The organism is Streptomyces sp. NBC_00670 (genome assembly GCF_036226765.1).
Classification (GTDB): domain Bacteria; phylum Actinomycetota; class Actinomycetes; order Streptomycetales; family Streptomycetaceae; genus Streptomyces.
In genome coordinates, this window is sequence record NZ_CP109017.1 from 6,222,305 (window position 1) to 6,239,700 (window position 17,396).

Annotated in this window: 11 protein-coding genes; 5 read left to right on the top strand and 6 right to left on the bottom strand. The window is 68.5% G+C overall.

Translation table 11 applies throughout. The features are described from left to right. Window positions 1-4: 4 nt before the first annotated feature. The 3 genes from OIE12_RS27515 to OIE12_RS27525 form a co-directional block, all read right to left on the bottom strand. Window positions 5-5,839, bottom strand: coding sequence for a hypothetical protein (locus OIE12_RS27515; protein WP_329139823.1), 5,835 nt, complete (start codon window positions 5,837-5,839; stop codon window positions 5-7). A 334-nt stretch (window positions 5,840-6,173) separates the two neighbouring features. Beyond that, the gene (locus OIE12_RS27520) at window positions 6,174-7,403 is read right to left on the bottom strand and encodes a PASTA domain-containing protein (RefSeq protein ID WP_329139826.1); all 1,230 of its coding nucleotides are present in this window, start codon (window positions 7,401-7,403) and stop codon (window positions 6,174-6,176) included. Between the two features lie 109 nt (window positions 7,404-7,512). Further along, window positions 7,513-8,118, bottom strand: a complete 606-nt coding sequence (locus OIE12_RS27525) for a hypothetical protein (RefSeq protein WP_329139827.1) — start codon at window positions 8,116-8,118, stop codon at window positions 7,513-7,515. Window positions 8,119-8,455: 337 nt separating this feature from the next. On the opposite strand from OIE12_RS27525, the gene OIE12_RS27530 reads away from it, so the two are divergent. After that, on the top strand, window positions 8,456-8,809 hold the full coding sequence (locus tag OIE12_RS27530; RefSeq protein ID WP_329139829.1) for a DUF6247 family protein: 354 nt from the start codon (window positions 8,456-8,458) through the stop codon (window positions 8,807-8,809). Then, window positions 8,806-9,435 carry an NIPSNAP family protein gene (locus OIE12_RS27535; RefSeq protein WP_329139831.1) on the top strand — a complete coding sequence of 210 codons (630 nt, stop codon included), beginning with the start codon at window positions 8,806-8,808 and terminating at the stop codon, window positions 9,433-9,435. The genes OIE12_RS27530 and OIE12_RS27535 overlap by 4 nt, the downstream gene beginning before the upstream one ends. Before the next feature lie 58 nt (window positions 9,436-9,493). Here the strand turns inward: OIE12_RS27535 and OIE12_RS33535 are convergent, their stop codons facing one another. Both OIE12_RS33535 and OIE12_RS27540 read right to left on the bottom strand, forming a co-directional pair. Beyond that, window positions 9,494-10,141, bottom strand: coding sequence for a DUF6461 domain-containing protein (locus OIE12_RS33535; RefSeq protein WP_443053930.1), 648 nt, complete (start codon window positions 10,139-10,141; stop codon window positions 9,494-9,496). Window positions 10,142-10,218: 77 nt separating this feature from the next. Further along, window positions 10,219-11,286, bottom strand: a complete 1,068-nt coding sequence (locus OIE12_RS27540) for a NucA/NucB deoxyribonuclease domain-containing protein (protein ID WP_329139833.1) — start codon at window positions 11,284-11,286, stop codon at window positions 10,219-10,221. Between the two features lie 956 nt (window positions 11,287-12,242). Between OIE12_RS27540 and OIE12_RS27545 the strand changes: the two genes are divergently transcribed. From OIE12_RS27545 to OIE12_RS27555, 3 genes are read left to right on the top strand one after another with little or no spacing between them, the layout of a single operon-like run. Next, window positions 12,243-13,139, top strand: coding sequence for a helix-turn-helix domain-containing protein (locus OIE12_RS27545; RefSeq protein ID WP_329139835.1), 897 nt, complete (start codon window positions 12,243-12,245; stop codon window positions 13,137-13,139). Next, window positions 13,136-13,321 carry a DUF397 domain-containing protein gene (locus OIE12_RS27550; RefSeq protein ID WP_329139837.1) on the top strand — a complete coding sequence of 62 codons (186 nt, stop codon included), beginning with the start codon at window positions 13,136-13,138 and terminating at the stop codon, window positions 13,319-13,321. Before OIE12_RS27545 ends, OIE12_RS27550 begins: the two co-directional genes overlap by 4 nt. A gap of 1 nt (window position 13,322) precedes the next feature. Then, window positions 13,323-13,622, top strand: a complete 300-nt coding sequence (locus OIE12_RS27555) for an NIPSNAP family protein (RefSeq protein WP_329142267.1) — start codon at window positions 13,323-13,325, stop codon at window positions 13,620-13,622. On the opposite strand, the gene OIE12_RS27560 is transcribed toward OIE12_RS27555, so the two are convergent. Continuing rightward, window positions 13,616-17,188, bottom strand: coding sequence for a WD40 repeat domain-containing protein (locus OIE12_RS27560; RefSeq protein WP_329139839.1), 3,573 nt, complete (start codon window positions 17,186-17,188; stop codon window positions 13,616-13,618). The two genes, OIE12_RS27555 and OIE12_RS27560, sit on opposite strands and share 7 nt — an antisense overlap. Between the last annotated feature and the right edge of the window lie 208 nt (window positions 17,189-17,396).

Genomic DNA, 17,396 nt, shown 5'->3' on the forward strand with positions numbered 1-17,396 from the left:
GCCTTCACTGAGCCGGCCCGATCGTTTTCAGCGCCCGGAAGGTGACCGGGTCGAGACGAACGCCTCCGGACTTGTCGGGATCGAGGACGGCCAGGCCGTCGAGACGCCTCAAAAGGTGCTCGGCGGCTTCGAGGGGGTTCTCATCGCTCTGGTCGAAGAACGCGGCGGCGATGTCGCCCGGATTCATGGCTGCCTCGCCGTCCGCGTACTCCTCGTCGCTGTAGAACTGGGCCCAAGCGGTGAGGCGAGAGACATCGGTGGGCGTGAAACCGGCTGCCTTCAGGTGGGCCGTCGCAGCATCGGGAGTTCCCCAGAGCTCCCGCAGGCTCTGGAGGACCTCCTTCTGCCGCATGCCGGAGCGGACGTTGTGCATGGCGGTCTCGACCAGACCGGGCCACCCCCCGGTGGACTGGATGAGGCCACGTCGTTCCTGCGGGGAACCGAACGGCGACTCCGGCCAGGCACGCACGCTGTCGACGGTCCACCGCTGCGGCAGGACGAGGCCGGCCCCTGTCTCCCTCGCTTTCACCGTGGCATCCGGGGAACAGAGAACCACGGCGTACCGGCGGGGCGCGCCGGGAGTCGCGTCAGCGTCGTGGGTCGTACCACCGGTGTGTCTGACGAGTCGCTCGGCGGCCTCCCCGACCTGGTCGGCGTTGCGGCCACGCAGGTCCACGAAGAGAACCCGGGAGCCCTTCCGACGTGAGTTGGCGGTGATCGCTTCGGTGAGGCTGTCGTCGGGAGCGACGCTGATGATGTCGAGGCCGTACCCGCCGCCGTAGAGGCGCAGTCCGTGTTCGACCTGGTCGTCGCCGAGCGCCCGGGTGCAGGGCACGAGCGTGGTACGCGTGGGATGGCTGAGCATGTCGCCGAACTGGCCCTCGGTGAGCGGGCTCATCCGCTGGACACCGCCCGAAATACCGATGGACCGGCGGGCGGCACGCGGGTTGTAGTCGTAGGGCAGGTCGAACTCGGTGTCGTTCAGCTCGCTCCGGAGCTCGGGCCGGGTGCCCAGCATGTTGACGACGTTGGGGCTGCGCATCGCGTAGGCGCGCTCCTCGCCCGGAACCCGGATGAGCAGGCCCAGACCGACCATTTCGTCCAGGAAGATGGTCAGCTGACGTTCGCTGTTGAGCGGGAAGCCCTCGTCCCAGATCTCGTGGGCGGCCTCCAGCAACTCGCTGGGCCGGGACGCGTGCCTGTAGCCGTCCTCGAGGCTGCGCAGGGCGATCAGGAGGGTGAGTACGCGGTAGCGGTCCTCCAGATTGATGGTGTAGCGCAGACGTTCCGCGATGAGCTCGCGGACCCGCTCCAGGTTCGCCACTGCCTGGACGTCGTCCCAGGTGATGGGGGCATGACGGCCGCCGGCGGGCATGGCGCGCTGCTGCATGTAGGCGACGAGGTGGTCGCAGAAGATCTGCACCAGGTTGGCCTGGTAATTGGTGACGCCGAGGATGTGCCAGACCAGGTCGGGAGTTTCGAAGGTGAGACCGACGGCAGCCAGGGGTTCCTCGACGAGCCCGACGGCGGCCTGCGGCTTGAGCGGACCGACGAGGATGCCCGGTCCGCCGTGTGCGGTGACCACGTTGGTGAGGTGGTTGAAACGCTGGACCTGGTGGAGACCGGCGAAGACGACCTTGAACGACCGGTTGGTGGTCTCCATCAGGCGCTGGAGCCGCTTGACGGTGCGGAAGGTCGACTGACCGCCACCGGTATAGACGGCTTGGGCATCGGCGGTGAGGAAGGCGTCGGCCTCGTCCGCGAGTAGGAGGACACGGCGGCCGGGTTCGGCCTCGATCCAGTGCTGGACCGCGTCGGCGATCACGTCGACGCTGGCGGCACGGTGGGAGACGTTCGCTCCGATGGCGCCGCGGTGCTTCAGCTCGGCCAGCAGGACGCGCCAGATGCCCTCAGGGGGTTCGGCGTGTCCGATGTCGGCCTTGAGGAGGTCCATGTAGACGGCGATGTGGCGGTCCGGGTCGGCCTTCTGGAACACCTCGACGGCTTGCCGCAGAAGGGACGACTTGCCGAGCTGGCGACCGCCGAAGAGGAAGACGGACCCGTCCGGGCGGAGGATCTCCTGCATTTCCTCGGCGCGGCCCTTGAAGACCTCCGGCGGAACGAGTCCCGCGACGTGCGGGGTGTAGGGGGTGTAGCCGGTCCACGGCAGGGTGACGCGCTGCGTCGCCCGGAACGAGCGCGGCGCGCGGGCGGCGACCCAGCCGACGACGGCCGGGTCGACGACCAGGGCCTGTTGCCCGCGGTCGCGGGAGGCGAGCGCCAGTTGACGTCGTCCTTCCGTGCCGAGGGGCTGCAGATAGAGGATCAGATTGGCGCCGATGGCCGATTCGGGAAGGTGACGCAGCGGGCCTTCGCCGCGCAGTTCGTCGGCGATGACGACGACCTTGTACATGTGGCGTGCCTGGGAACCGAGGGCGGCGACGTAGCCGGGGGTGCTCTCGGTGATGTCGGCGCGCACGCTGAGCCGGGTGATGCCGTACCGGGCCTCCTCGACGTTCGACTCGTTCACGGTCAGGCCGAGTAGGCGCAGGACGCTCTTGACCAGACCGCGGATCTTCCGCTGGTCCCGCTCGCCGATCAGTTCCTCCCAGGCGCCCAGTCCGGAGAGCGCGTTCTGCACCAGCGGTTCGTCCTCCGCGTAGTGCTGGGCCCACCAGCGGGCCCCGACGCCGCGACGAATGGACTGGGGAGCCTCCGGGTGGACAACGCCCTTCAGGAAGCGGGCCAGCTCCTCCCCGGCCGGCTCGGCGGGTGCGGGCAGCGCCTCGCCACGGCGGGCGAACGACAGGAGTTCTTCGACGGCGACCGTCTTGCCGCGCTCCAGCAGCCGGTGGATGCGCCCGTACTCGGCCTCGGGGAGGTGGGCCGCGTCGAGCTGGCGGTAGAGCTTCTCGGTCTGCTGTTGCTCCAGGACGCGCAGGTCGTGGCCGATGGCGGCGATGGACCGGAAGCGCTCCCCGAAGCGGTCGCCGTGGTCGTCGCCCTCCAGGTCCAGGAGCCGGGCGGTGAAGTCGTGCTCCTCCTCGGGCTTCAGCAGGTTCTGCACCCGGATCTGGGCGAGGAGCAATTGGGCGCGTCGGTGTTCCTCAGCGCATTTGCGACCCCAGGTGGTGGCCGCGTCGGCGATGCGCTGCCGCCACTCGGCGAGTTCCGCGGCCGACATGGCGGCTCCGACGATCTGCCCGTGCTCGAGCCGTTCGAGCAGACGGTCCGCGAGGTGGAGGTCGCCCGCGTCCTGGTGGCATCGCAGCGCGGCGGCGGGGACGGCCGGAGCGAGCAGACCCAGTAGCGCCCCGAGCGAGCCCGGGTGCTCGAGGTCGGGCTCGTCCTGCTCCTCGTGGACGTGCCAGCGCAGCTCGGGCAGGTGCAACAGGCCTTCGGCGGACGGCCGGAACCCCGTGTCGCGCGGCTCGGGGGCGTAGGAGCCGTCGAGCCAGCGCAGCAGGAGCGCGAGGAGGGCTCCTCCCGCACCGGGCAGCGGTGCGGCCTGACGCGCGTCCGCGATCGCGCGCATCAGGTCCCGGCCGATGTCACGACCGCCGGACGGACGAGGGGACGAAGCGATGTGCAGCGCCGTCGTCAGCAGGTCCCGCACCGACTTGATGTGGCCTCGGAGCTGTTCACGGGCCGCCGAGTGGATGTCGCTCTTGGACTGCTTGGGCGTTCGTTTGGCCCGATCGGTGGTGTCGATCATCCGGTCGGCGGCGTCGGAGCGCTTGTAGTGCTCCTCCATCTCCTTGGCGAGTTGTTCCGCCTCGATCCGCCCGTCGGCCCAGCCCTGGATCAGGTGCAGAGTCCGTCCGAGTTGGCCGTCGGGTGCGGCGAGGGTCTGCAGGACGATAGTGCCGCGCTGGAGCTTGATGGTGCGCAGCGGCAGGTCCAGGGTGAGCTGCCGTGCTCGGTCGCCGATCTCCTCGCGCCGGTCGGTGACCGGAGTCGTCGTCGGCTTGTCCAGGTCGCCCGGCTGTATCTCCGTGGACTGCCGCACCGCGTGCACCAGTTCGTCCATCACCGACGCCCACGGCTCGGGAACACCCGGCATCGAGGTGAAGGCGGTAAGGGCGCTGCTCGCCCAGCGGGCCGACAGGCCGCTGCGGATGGCCGCGGTCAGCAGGACCACGTAGGCGTCACGGTCGTCGTCCCAGGGGTGCTCCTCGTCCAACGCCTCGAGGAGTTCCTCGCCCCGCACCTGAAGGTCGGAGGCCCCGGTCGGGGGAGTGTGGAAGGCGGCGTCCGCGAACGCGAGCGCGAGGCAGCGGTGAGCGGGGGCGCCGGCGGCGCGCGACAGCCAATAGGCCTCGGCCAGCCGGCCTTCGGTGACGAGGACCTCCACCGGGGCGGGAGTGCCCGCCCACACGTTCGACACGGTGGGGGCGGCGGGGGTGGAAGGTTCGTCCGTCGCCGTGTCCTGAGGAACGGCGGCCGGGACGTGAGCTGCCGACAGTGCCTTCTCCACCGGAGCGCTGGTGGACGGCTCCTGGGCCGGTGCGGATCCGCCGATTCCGGCTGTCGTGACAATGCCGCTGTTGGACGCGGGCCCCTCGGTGCGCGCGGTTTCCGGCGCCCGGCGGTCGTCCGTTTTCTCCTGCGGCCCCGTTCGCCCGACGGGGCCGGACACCTCTTGGAGGTCAGGTCCGGCGTCTTCCGCCGCGGCGGTCGGCGACGCGGCGCCGACCGCGTGAGCGGTGTCGGACCGAGGCGCCTCAAGGGTCTCTTCGGAGACGCCGACCTGTTGTGATCCCGGCTCGCTCCGGGGCTCGGCCTCCGCTCCGCCGCCGGGAGCAGCGGCGCTCGCGCCGACGGGCCGTACCGTCCCGCCGGTCGACGAGTTCCCGCCGAGATCCCGGAGGCGCTGCTCGAACTCGGTGATCTGACCGTGGAGGCTCTCCCGCACCAGATCGTTCGTGGCCATGTCGAACATGGTCCGGACCTCGTCCAGCGCCTGCTCGGTCTTCTTGATCTCCTGATCGGTCTCCTGCTGACGGCGCTCCTCCTGCCGCAGCCGCTCGACGAGCGCCCGAGCCGCGGACCAGCCCTGGTCCTCGCCCCATCCCCCTTCCGCGTCCACGGCCGCGAAGGTCCGAGCCAGAGCCCGGCGTTCCCGGACCCATGACACCGTGTCGTGCAAGAGTTCCCGGCCGTCGGCCAGGCGCCCGTCGCGGACCGTCGCGGCGAGGACGTCCAGCCTTCCGGCCAGCGCCTCTGCTGCCTCGTTCAGCCGCACGATCTCCAACTCGATCCCGTCGGCGTCCGGTTCCACCACGCCCTCGCTCCCGTGCTCTCCCCTTGGGACGGCCGTCATGCCGTCGGCTGCCGGCCGGATCGTCTCGTCGGTGTCCTCTTGAACCCGTACCGCGCAGGACAGCCGCTCGTAGTCGGCTTCCATGAGGGGAGCGGCGTCGCTCAGCGCGGCCTCCAGGAGCTTCTCCGCGTGACTGTGTGCGAATCGGTGGGCCGGCATGTCAGGGAAAAGCGAGAGGCCGTGGAGCATCAACTGGGCCAGGTCCGGCGGCAGGTCCTTCAGCATGCGCGTGAGGCGATCGAGGTCCGGGTCCCGAACCTGGTCCGCGTACCCCAGCTCACGCAGCCGTGATTCAGCCATCATCGTGCCGCATTTGCAGACATTGATCAGTAGCCGCTCCGGTGCTCGGGTGGCCCACATGCGGACACCGGCCGTCTTGTGCAGCTTCGCGGTCGCCGGGCCGCCCCGGTACTGCAGGGCGTCCGGTCCGTGCGCCTTCTCGACGTGCCGGAACAACGAGAGGACCAGGTCGGGTGTCTCCTGCAACCACTGCCGCAACGACGAAACCGAGAACACCGCGGAGCCCCCCTTGCCATGCGCCTTGCGCGCATCTTCCCTCCCGGATTCGCCGGGTGACCTCCGAGCGCGCTCCCCACGCGACCGGCGAAGTGCCCTGCGAGCTGCGGTGACGAGAGGCCACGGGCAGTCCAACGTGCTGCCTCGGCAAGGCACTTCGAAGGCGGAATCTTCTCACGGCCCGGCAGCCGCCTGACAGTCCTCGGTGCCCTGGAACACTTGATCGTCACCGAGGGACTTGTCCTGGACGCCAACGCCGGCAGCTGCCGTGACGTGCCCTCGTGGCACTGGAGAAGGCTCCAGCCCGTGGCACGTGACGAGACCGATCAATCAGTCAAGAGGAGTGCCAGCGGTTGCGGCCGTCCGAGCCGGGGCCGCAGACCATGGGGGTGCCTGCCGCGGTGACGCCGGTGGCGCCGGGCGGGGAGCAGAAGGAGCCGGGGTGGACGGTGCCGGCGCTGCCGCCGGACGAGGAGCTGCTGCCCCCGGACGAGGAACTGTTCCCACCGGATGACGAGCTGCTGCCGCCGTTTGTGGAGCTGCTGCCGCCGGACGACGTCGAGGAGCTGCCGCCCGAGGACGACGTGCTGCCGCCACCGCTCGAACCGCCGGTCCCGGCCCCGCCGTTGGTCGAGTTGCCGCCCGTGGTGGCGCGGGCGTCGGGGGTCTTGTCGTGGTGGTCGGGGTCGTTCGCGGGGATCTTGTATGTCGTGTTCTTCTTCGACGGGCACTTCTGGACCGTGTCCGCGTCGGTCCAGCGGCCCAGGTCCAGGCGGACCTTGGTCGTGGAGGTGACGTCGCTGTCCTCGGCGGGGCGCTGGAAGCAGACCCGCCACTCGTCGCCCTTCGCGGCGGCCTGCTTCGCCGTGGGGGCGTCGACGTCGAGGTAGACGTCGTCGAGAGTGACGTCGGCCGTGTCGATGCCGGCGTGGTTCAGGGCCTTGAGCGCCGTGTTGTACGTGTCGCCGACGACGTCCGGCATCGTGGGCCAGGGGAGGGCGCCGCCGTCCTTCGCCGGGCAGGGCTCCTCGTCCTCCACGGCAGCGAAGACGACGGCTTTCTCGGCGGCGTCCGCCTTCTGGAAACACACCGTCCACGCCGACCGCCCCGCGACGGGTCGGCCTTCCGGCGATGCGTCGTGGCGCCCGACGGTGTAGCCGGCCGCGCGGGCGCCCTTCTCCGCCTCGTCCAGGGCCTTGCCCGTGTAGTCGGCGAGAGGCGCGGCCTTCGACGCCTTCGGGGACGCGCTCGCCGCGGCGTTCTTCGCGCCCGCCTCGGTCGTGCTCGGTGCGCTGTCGTCGAGCTGTCCGCCGATGCCCGCGGCGATCACCGTCAGGAGGAACGCGCCGAACGTGGCGCCCAGCCTGGCGTACCAGCGCCACGGCGGCAGCACCCACACCGCCACCACCGCGGCGATCATCACCAGGAAACCCAGCCCAACGCTCACCGCGCTGAGCACCGCCATGAGCGCCAGGAGGCCGAGCATGGCGGGGGTGGTCCGCCACCAGGGCCGGGGGCGGTGCGGGGTCCAGCGCGGGGGCGGAGGGGCGTTGTACGGGTTCACGGGCGCTCTCTCGTCTTCTTCGGGGGTGCGGAGTTCGTGGGGCGGGTTCGGGCCGCTCTCGGCGCGGGTACGACGTCCAACCGGCCCGGCCGCCTTGTCGTTACGCTCGTCAGTTGGCCAGTGCTGTGCGTTTCACGTAGGCGACCCTCACCGACGCGATGTCGGAGACCCCGTGCTTGTCCTCGAACGTGCCGTAGGAGGTGAACTCGCTCTTGTCCGCGTCCGTCTTGCCCGGCGCCAGGTGTTCCGCGCCGAGGTAGGTCTGGCCGACGTAGTCGCCGTCCTTGTCGAAGGCGTTGACGAGGACGGAGTAGTTGGCGGGTTCGTCGCCCTCGTTCGTGATCTTGTAGACGAACTCGTACGTCGACTCCGGCTCGGAGTCGTCGTCCGTGTCGCAGTCGTTGAACGTGTAGATGTCCGTGTCGTCGCAGTACGCGTCGTCGTCGCTGTCGTCGTCCACATCGCTGTCGTCGGTGACCAACTTGCCGCCGGACACCTCGACATGGCCCATGGGGTCCCCGTCGCCCGACAGCGCCCAGTACGCGACACCGCCGCCCACGGCGAGTACGGCGGCCGCGGTGGCGGCGACGAGACGGGTGCGGTTGCGCCGTCGGCCGGCCCCGCCGCCGGGAGCCGGCGGAACCGGCCCCGGGGGAGTGGCGGGCAGCGGATAAGCGGGTGCGGCTTCGGGTCTCTCGGGCGTGCTGTCGGACATGCGGGGGGTGACTCCTCGTCTGCGTGGAGCAACTGAGCTCTGGCGCACGTGAGTTCGGCGCGTGGTGTTGTTCACGGGAACGGTGCGGCGCGGCCCCTCGGGGGCGGCGATGTGCACAGGGAGAGTATGGGTTTTTTGTGTTAGCGATGTCAACGCGTTCGGTAAGTCGCCCGTACCGTCCGTACGGTGCGTCAGCGTACGGACACGTTTTGTGGACTGTGCGAATCTGAGTGGGCCACTGTGGGAACCCTCGCGCCCTCGATAGTGGGGGACTTGGCGCGGTGAGGGTGACGTCGACAACGCGGACCGCGTTCACCAGTGAATCGGGAGGACGACCGTGACCGCACCGCATGCAGAGCCGCAGGCCGGTGAGCCACTCATGCCCATGCCCGCACTCATCCCTGAGGCGCTGCGTGCTGCGGTCGAGCGGCTGACGCCGAGCCGCATGCCGACATTCGTGCGTGATCTCGTCGAGGCGACCACCAGTGCTCAGCAGGAACAGTCCCTCGCGCCACTGCGCACCTTCGTCCACATGTGGGGTGTGTTCGTCGCGATTCAGCGGTACCCCTCACGCGGCGCGCACCTGCGACATCTGGAGGAGATCGTGAGTGCCGGTGTCGAGGATCCGACGGATGCCATCGCGGAGATCCGGAAGATCCACGCGGACGCGGCGGTCGAGGCCGGGGTGTGACCGACTGGAAGTGGGATGACAACCCGAACGAGGAGTACCTGACCGCCGGGCTCCCCGTCGGCGTCATCGCCGAAGTGGAGCGGATCGCCACCGAAATCGCCGCGCGGGGTATCGACGCCGAAGTGGCAGGCATCAGGCCGGATGACGCACCCGGCGGCCTCAGGAACTTCCCCCTCTTCGGGGGCGCGGATTCATCCAGTTCCTCGCGGCTCCCCGACACGGGTGCATCTACGTTCGCAACATCATTCGGAACGGGTGAACGGCGTGCCGTTGGGGGCGGTACCGCCGGCTCGAGGACTTGTCGAGAAGGGACCCGCGTAGCCGATATGGCCAGGACCACGCAGCTGCGTACGTACACCGTCAGTGAAGGGCTGCTCGACGAGTGGGTCGAGCGATGGCGTGGTGACATCGTGCCGCTGCGGCTGAAGTTGGGCTTCGAGATCGGCGGCGCTTGGGTGGACCGGGAGCGCAATCAGTTTGTCTGGCTGCTCTCCTACGAGGGCCCCGAGACCTTCGCCGAACGCAACGCGCTGTACTGGGCGTCGCCCGAGCGCGAGGCGATGGGCCTCACGCCGGACGACTACCTCGTGCACACCGACGACCGCACGGTCGAGCAGCGTTACTGATGCAGGCGAGGTCCCGCGTGCGGAACACCCGTCCGCGTACCCGCGTCTTCAGTCGGTCTCAATTATTGAGCTCACGCGGATCTGTGTGCTTTTGGGGAGGGACTCGCGGAGGGAAGACTTCGTCCACCCTTTCAGGGAGCGCAGAATAAGGTACCCACGCAGTGCGCATCGGTCCCACCAGTAATTCGATCGAGGGAGTGTGCCCGATGTATTCGTGTATCGCCTGAAGAGTGGCGGAATCCCGATCATCCACCCTGACTGCATGGCGTTGAGCAGAATCCCAAAGTGTCCTCCGAGTGTAAGCGCGCAGTGACGACGGATTGAGAACTTCGAAAACCTCAACGAGGTTCCCGCTCTCCCATCGCCAAACCGTATCCATTCCCGTGCCGCCATTATGGTAGAGCACTGCCTCGGACTGTTGAGAGATGCCACTCAACAGATTCTGGCATATCGGTGCCGCCCCCCACGCTTCAAAACAGAGGGACCATTCGCCCAGCTCAGTAACTCGCACCACTGCACCGTCCGGGTCGGAGGGAACTAGCTTCTGCGATTCCCACAGGTCCAGTGTGGATCCGCTTGAGGCCGGCTGTTCCGCTCCCATGCAACGCATCAGAATGTCTGCAGGAACACCGCGGATGTAGGACAACTGGAATCCGGGGAGTTCGAGCCCGAACAGCGCATCCTCGTCGCTTGATGGATATGACACTATTACCCCCAGGCGGGCGCCTTTCGAAGCATGCGCCCGCTCTCGCTGAAGTCAGCTCTGATCGCGACGCCAGAAGATCAGGTGAGTGTTGGGTGAACTACGAAATCCTCGCCGCCAATTACATGCCAGCTATTGATGAACCCGGCGTACTTGGAGCCGGCAGTGGTGTTCTGTAGCAGTGGAACGTGTGAACGGACACACGGTTCTTTGCCGGTGTTGGGATGGTTGGCGAAAGTATGTATGTGCCACGACTTGTCGTCGGTGTGCCACAGTGGGACTATTTCGGCACACAGTGCCCCGTCGGTTCCGCCCTGCGTGGTGCCCGCGAATGGGTATTCATCGCAGGAGTCGGTCGGTACAATGTCGTCCCTGGGCTCAAACTTCACCGAAGCCAGATCCTCGCAGGTCTGTCTCCTGTTCTTTTTCTTTTTGGCTGCATCGTCGATACGTGTCAGCTTGGATTCCGGGGTTCCGAACTTTCCCGCCAAGTAGATCTCCCCGTACAGATACGTGACTGCCGCGGCCCCGTATCTGTTGTCCATAGCAGATATGCTGAGAACGGGAACGTGGGATGCAATCACGCATCCAATTGACGTATTCTTGACCATGGTTTTGTCGCATCTAACAGGTCTCGTGGCACTCCAAGTGGCCGGAGTGCCAGTAGCTGGCTTAGTGGCCGGCCTTGCGCTGTAGGTGTATGAAGGTGAGAGGTTGTTGCTCTCGCCGGCTGCTGGGGCGGCGCTGAAGGTGATATCCGCAGTCAGACTTTCTCCCGGAACCATAGGGGCCCCTGTCGTGGGCCAATTCGAGAGTGCCACGCAGGATCCCCCGCTGCACCCCGCGTTGAACAAGACGTTCGATGTCGCCAACGGCCCTTCGCCGTCAACAAGCATTATCAGATCCTCCTCTTGCCAGAATCCGCTGTCTCTGTGAAGAGTCCCTCTGCCGTTGATAAGGCTGTGGCTAACGAACACTCCATCTTTGGCGTCAGTGAATGTCGTAGTGACGGTTAAGTTGTAGCAGTAGCTGAATCGAGAATAGTTGTACGAGTTGAGCGTAACCGAGCAGCTCGCGGGAGTTTCTCCGTCAGTCCCCGGGTCCGAGTCGTCGTCGTGCGCCTCATCCGTGTCGTCCAGAGTCGACATGGCTGATTTAGTGGCCGCTGACAAGTTGGCTGCAACTTGGTTGCAGAGTTTGTCCCCGTTCGTGAACGTTTCGCAGCTCTTTCGGGAGGGTGCCGCTTGGTCGCTGAGGTTGCTTTTCGGCTGTGGAGAGGCCAGCTTGGACGCTATTTCAGTTTGCGTCACTTTGCCAATGTCGACGAGCCCGTCGAGAGGGTTCGCCTGTGCCGTAGGACTCCCTCCTATCATCGACACTGCTAACGTGGACAGAGCGACTAAGGTCACAGGCCATCTGTGTCTGAACAATTTCTTCGGCATGGAGTACCTCGGATCGCAACGGTGCGGTTGGTCGATAGTCTTCTGGTCGGACCCGCCGCAGGCCAGTCGTAAGGCGTATGAATGGCTGAGATTCACTTCATGAGTGGCCGGTGTGAGCGTCCGGTCGTTGGCGGTCAGCCTTTCCGCGGTTGCTCTCTGCACTACTCAGCGCGCCGCCAGCTCCGGTCTCGACCAGTTCTCCCAAACGGGACGTGGCCGGCACATCGCCGAGCGGTGGCGGGCGGGACGGGACGGCCGCGCCGGGGCCGGGGGTGCGGCGCAGGCGAGGTGGTGGCCGAGGAAGGCGTGCGTCCTTCTCGCAAGATCTGGGAGATCGGCGCCGACGCGGCGGACGAGGCAGGGCCCTGACCTGACGGAAAGTGGGATGACAATCCGAACGAGGAGCACCAACCGCCGGGCTCCCGGTCGGCGTCAACGCCGACGGGGGCGGATCGCCACCGAACAGCCATCGCATTGACCTCGGCAACGGGCATATCCGGAAGTGCTGCTGCCGGACTGCTGCGTGAACTCATCCGTACGGTGCGTCAACGTACGGACATGTTCGCTGGATTGTACGAGTTCTTGTGGGTCACCGTGAGGACCTTCGCGCCCTCGATAGCGGAGGGCTTGGCGCGTGCGCACGCATCTGGAGGTGGCCTCGTATGACGACTAACCACGTGTGGGCCGTGGACCCGGCGCAGCCGGGGGGACCGGCGGAGCCGGTGGTGTCGGGTGGGGAGTGTGAGCGGGAGCCGGATCCGTCGGACAGTCTGCGGACGTTCGGGGCGGTCGTGCAGGCGCTGCGCGAGCACGCGGGACTGAGCCGTGCGGAGTTCGGTGAGCTGGTGCGGTTCTCCAGGCACACGGTGGAGTCCGTGGAGTTGGGGAGGAGGATGCCGGACGAGTCGTTCGTGGAGCGGGCGGAGGGGGCGACCGGTAATACGGGGGCGCTGCGGCGTTCGGCGAGATTTCTGACCCGGGGGGACCTGGGCCTTGCGGCGTGGTTCCGGCGGTGGGCGAAGCTGGAGCGGGTGGCGGTGAGCTTGGGCACGTACGAGTGCCGGTTGGTGCCGGGCCTCTTGCAGTCGGAGGGTTACGCTCGCGCGGCTTTCGAGACTCGCATTCCGCCGTTGTCCGACGAGCAGATGGAGGCGCAGGTGGCCGCGCGGATGGAGCGGCAGCACCTGATCAGGGAGCGCCCGAACACCTCGTTCAGCTTCGTGATGGAGGAGTGCATCGTGCAGCGCCCCCTCGGCGGCGACGAGGTGCTGCGCGACCAGTTGAATCACATCCTGGACCTCGCGCGGCTCCGCAACGTGTCCGTGCAGGTCATGCCGACCCGCACTGTGTCCCACGGTGGCCTGGACGGGCCGCTCGCACTGCTGGAGACGCCGGAAGGCAGATGTCTGGCGTATGCCGAAGGACAGGAAAGCGGCCGATTGATCGCTGAACCGAAACAGGCTGCCGTTCTCCACAGGAGGTATGCGACACTCCGCGCACAGGCCCTCACCCCCCATGACTCCGTGGGCCTGCTGGAGCGGATCAGAGGAGAGCTATGAGCAGCAGTCAACTGGCCTGGTTCAAGTCGAGTTACAGCGGCACAGCCGGTGACAACTGCGTGGAGGTCGCCGTCACCGAACACGCCATCCACGTACGGGACTCCAAGGACGTGACGCGCCGCCCCTTCACCGTGGGACGGGACGGCTGGACGAAGTTCGTGATGCTCCTCGGGCGTGGCTGATATGTCCAGGACCACGCAGTTGCGTACGTACACCGTCCGCGAGGGGCTGCTCGACGAGTGGGTCGAGCGGTGGCGTGGTGACATCGTGCCGTTGCGGTTGAAGTTGGGCTTCGAGATCGGCGGGGCCTGGGTGGACCGGGAGCGCAACCAGTTCGTCTGGCTGCTCTCCTACGAGGGCCCCGAGACCTTCGCCGAACGCAACGCGCTGTACTGGGCCTCGCCCGAGCGCGAGGCGATGGGACTCGACCCGGACGACTACCTCCTGCACACCGACGACCGTACGGTCGAGCAGCGCTACTGACCGTCCGCCGGATCCGGCGGCAGCAGGTGCTGCCGCCGTTCCTCCGCGTCCAGCGTGCGGAACACCCGTGCGCGTGCCCGTGCCTCCAGCCGGTCGTAGTCGGGATCCGCCGGCCACACCCGCGCGGTGCCGTCGGCGGACGCGGTGAGCAGTCGCGTGCCGTCCCCGGACCACGCCACGGACATCACCTTGTCCCGGTGGACGCCGACGACGGCGAGTTCCTCGAACGTGGTGGCGGACCAGAGCCGCACCGTCCGGTCGTCCGAACCGGTCGCCACACGGCGGCCGTCCGGCGACCAGGCGACGGCCCGGACCCGCCCCTCATGCCCCTTCAGCACGTCGATGCGTCGACCGGTCACCGCATCCCACACGGCTGCCGTCCAGTCACCGGACGCCGTGGCCACCCGCTCCTCGTCCGGGGACCAGGACGCGTCCTCCACGTAGTTGCCGTGCCCGCGCAGCACGGTCAGTTGCGTGCCGTCGGTGGTGTCCCACAGGCGGCAGGTGCGGTCGTCGGAGCAACTGGCCAGCCTCCGCCCGCTCGGCGACCACGCCACGCGTCCCACCCAATCCTGGTGCCCGGTCAGCTTCCGCAGTTCGGTGCCGTCGACGGCGGACACGAGGCGTACGGTGCCGTCGTGTCCGCCGGTTGCGATCCGCCGGGCGTCGGGGGACCACGAGCAGCCTTCGACGGGCTCCCCGCGCAGGTCGAACACCGTGCCGCCGGAGCCGTCCACCACTCGCACCAGACCGTCCGCGGTGCTGAGGGCGAGGCGGTCTCCTTGCGGTGCCCATGCCACACTCCACACCCGCTCGCCCGGCGCCGTCACGGGCCCGGCGGACGCGCCGGACTCCGCGCTCCAGATCCGCACCGTCCCGTCGTCCGAGGCGGTGGCGAGACGCGTGCTGTCGCCGGACCACGCCGCCTGGTTCACCGGCCCGTCATGCCCCTCGGCCAGGGTGGACTCGGCTCCCCGGGGCTTGAGGTCCCACACCCGGCCGGAACCGTCCGTCGACGCGGTGGCAAGCCTGGTCCCCGACGGCGACCACACGACGGCCCAGACCGTGTCGGTGTGGCCGCGCAGCACCGCGACCTCCTTCGCGTCCTCGGTGCTGACGACACGCACCGTCCGGTCGGACGACGGGGAGGCAAGCAGCCGACCGTCGGGCGAGAAGGCCGGGTTCCACACGTAGTCCGTGTGACCACGCAGCAACAGCCGCAGCGCGCCCGTGCGCGCGTCCCAGATCCGGGCGGTGTGGTCACCGGACCCGGTGGCCAGCGACTCGCCGTCCGGCGACCACGTGACGCCCTCGACGAACTCGGTGTGGCCGGTCAGGGTTACCGTGGCCGCTCCCGTCGCCGCGTCCCAGACGATCACCGTCCGGTCGTGCGAGGCGGTAGCCAGATGCGAACCGTCCGGCGCCCAGGCCACGCCCCAGACGTCGCCGGTGTGGCCGCGCAGTTCGTGCACGAGCCGACCGCTTTCGGCCTCCCACACCCTGGCCACCTGGTCCTTGAAGGTGGCGGCGATCCGCGTCCCGTCCGGCGACCACGCCACCTGCCGACCGATGTCCCCGGCGCCGGCGAGCTGCCGGACCGGTTCACCGGACACGGCGTCCCAGACGCGTACGACCTGGTCGCGCCCGGCAGTGGCCAGCCGTGTCGCGTCGGTGGAGAAGGACACCGACTCGACCATGGCGCCGTCACACGGCAGTACCCGCAGCGAACGTCCCGACTCCGCGTCGTACACGCGGGCTGACCCGTCCCTGGACGCGGTCGCCAGCAGTCGTCCGTCGGCGGACCAGGCGACGTCCCGGACCGTGTCCGTGTGACCGTCCAGCCTGGTCCGCAAATGACTCGCGGACAGCGCCGTCATCAGTCCCCGCCGGGCGGCCAGTGTCGGAGCGCACTCGCCGAGCGCGGCCAGAGAGAGCAGCAGTGCCCGCTCCGGCTCGGTCTCCGCGCTCGCGAGCACCTGTCGGCCGATGCTGTCGGAGACACGGGAGAGGAACGCCGAGTCGCGACGCTGCGAGGCGTCGACGAGCGCACGGGCGAGAGCCGATGCCTGCCCGGCCTCCTCCAGCGTGGCCAGCCACCGCTGGGCGACGGTGAGGCGCTCGCCGGTGAGGAGGTAGTCCACGCTGTGCCCGGACCGCTCCCAGTCGGCGGCCCACCGCTCCAACTCGGCCCGCTCCCGCAGCCGTTCAGCCCGCGCTTCCGCCTCCTGGCGCAGCGGCGCCCACTGCCGGAACAGTGCCTCGTGCGTCACCTCCGCGCGTGCCTCCCGGTGACCGTCCGCGTGCCCCGCGGTCTGCTCGGCGGCGTAGGACCGGATGAGACGCGCTTCGATGAACGCGTCCACCACGTACCGCTCCCGGTCGGTGAGCTCGGACAACGGCACCGGACGACGGGCGAGGTCCCGTTCCTCGACGGTGACGAACTTCAGCAGCACCCGCAGCGCGAAGTCGACGCCGCCAGCAGTACCGAGAGCGGCCACGGTGTTGTCCGCCTGCCGGGCCAGTGCCCCCGCCACGCCGCCGAGCTGCCGGTACGCCTCCTCGGTGATCGTGCCGCCCGGACCGCAGGCGAAGTACAGCTCCTGGAGGAGGTAGGCGAGCAGGGGCAGCGCGTCGTCCGTGCCGGTGTCGTCCACGATGGTCTCGACGAGACCGGGTTCGAAGGAGATGCCCACCAGCGTGCCCGGCCGCTCCACCACTTGCACGAGCTGCGCGCGGCTCAACGTGCCGATCGCGACCGGATGCTGCAGTAACGGGGCGTGGCCGGTGCCGAGCAGCCGCCCCAGCAGATCCACCCGGCACGTGGCCAGAACCCGGACGGAGGGCTCCTGCCGCAGACACGTGTGCAGCGCTTCCAGGAACTGGGCCTGTTCCCGCTCACCCGCGAGGGTGACAAGCTCCTCGAACTGGTCGATGACGAGCAGGACCCGCTGGAACTGCCCGGACCGCAGCCTCGACACGTCGGACGCAAGACTGTCCGGACCCTGTCGCAGCCGCCGCAGTACCGCGTCGGCTGTCTCCCTTCCGCCCCCGGCCACGGCCAGCGATGCGGCCAACGCGTGCAGGGGGTTCGGCCCCGGTGAGAACGTCGGCACGATCGTCCACCGGCGCCGGCGAAGCCGGGGCAGGACCCCGGCCCGGACCAACGACGACTTTCCGCTGCCGGACGCACCCGTCAGCAGCAGGAACCGGTCGGCGGGACGGCTCGCGGAGGCGTGCAGCCTGCGCGTCAACTCGGCGGCCTGAGCCTCCCGGCCGAAGTAGACGGCCGCCTCGTCTTCGCCGAACGCGTCCAGCCCTGGGTACGGAATCCGGTCACGCGGCCACTCCGACGGCGCGGGCGCCGGGTTCTCCAGCCGGTACACGACGACCTGACCGACCACCATGGCGACGACCAGCAGCCCGATGGCCGGCACGGACCACCGCTGGATCATCTCAAGCGCCCAGGGCGCCTCGTCCTTACTGGTGGCGTAGTTGGTGACGATCCCCAGCAGACAGGCGACCAAGGCCAGCAGGATCTGCAGCACGACTTGCAGGCGCTGCCTCATACGGCACCGGCTTCCGGCCAACCAGCTCGCCCTCCGCGCTGCACCGTCACGCTCCCACCCCGTCCGCCAGCCTGCGTCCCGTCGTACACCGGAACTGCACCACGCCCCCGCACCCGCTGGTGGGAGGAACCGCGGACATCATCTGCGGGCGACAGGAACCGCTTCAAGAACACCTGCGGAAACTGGCCAGGACCCGTCCGTCGAGGAT

What these genes read in the sequence shown, in the direction of transcription:
- OIE12_RS27540 (WP_329139833.1), bottom strand. Translation starts at nt 11,286, where the DNA reads ATGTCGACTCTGGACGACACGGATGAGGCGCACGACGACGACTCGGAC.
- OIE12_RS27555 (WP_329142267.1), top strand. Translation starts at nt 13,323, where the DNA reads ATGTCCAGGACCACGCAGTTGCGTACGTACACCGTCCGCGAGGGGCTG.
- OIE12_RS27560 (WP_329139839.1), bottom strand. Translation starts at nt 17,188, where the DNA reads ATGAGGCAGCGCCTGCAAGTCGTGCTGCAGATCCTGCTGGCCTTGGTC.
- OIE12_RS27545 (WP_329139835.1), top strand. Translation starts at nt 12,243, where the DNA reads ATGACGACTAACCACGTGTGGGCCGTGGACCCGGCGCAGCCGGGGGGA.
- OIE12_RS27525 (WP_329139827.1), bottom strand. Translation starts at nt 8,118, where the DNA reads ATGTCCGACAGCACGCCCGAGAGACCCGAAGCCGCACCCGCTTATCCG.
- OIE12_RS27550 (WP_329139837.1), top strand. Translation starts at nt 13,136, where the DNA reads ATGAGCAGCAGTCAACTGGCCTGGTTCAAGTCGAGTTACAGCGGCACA.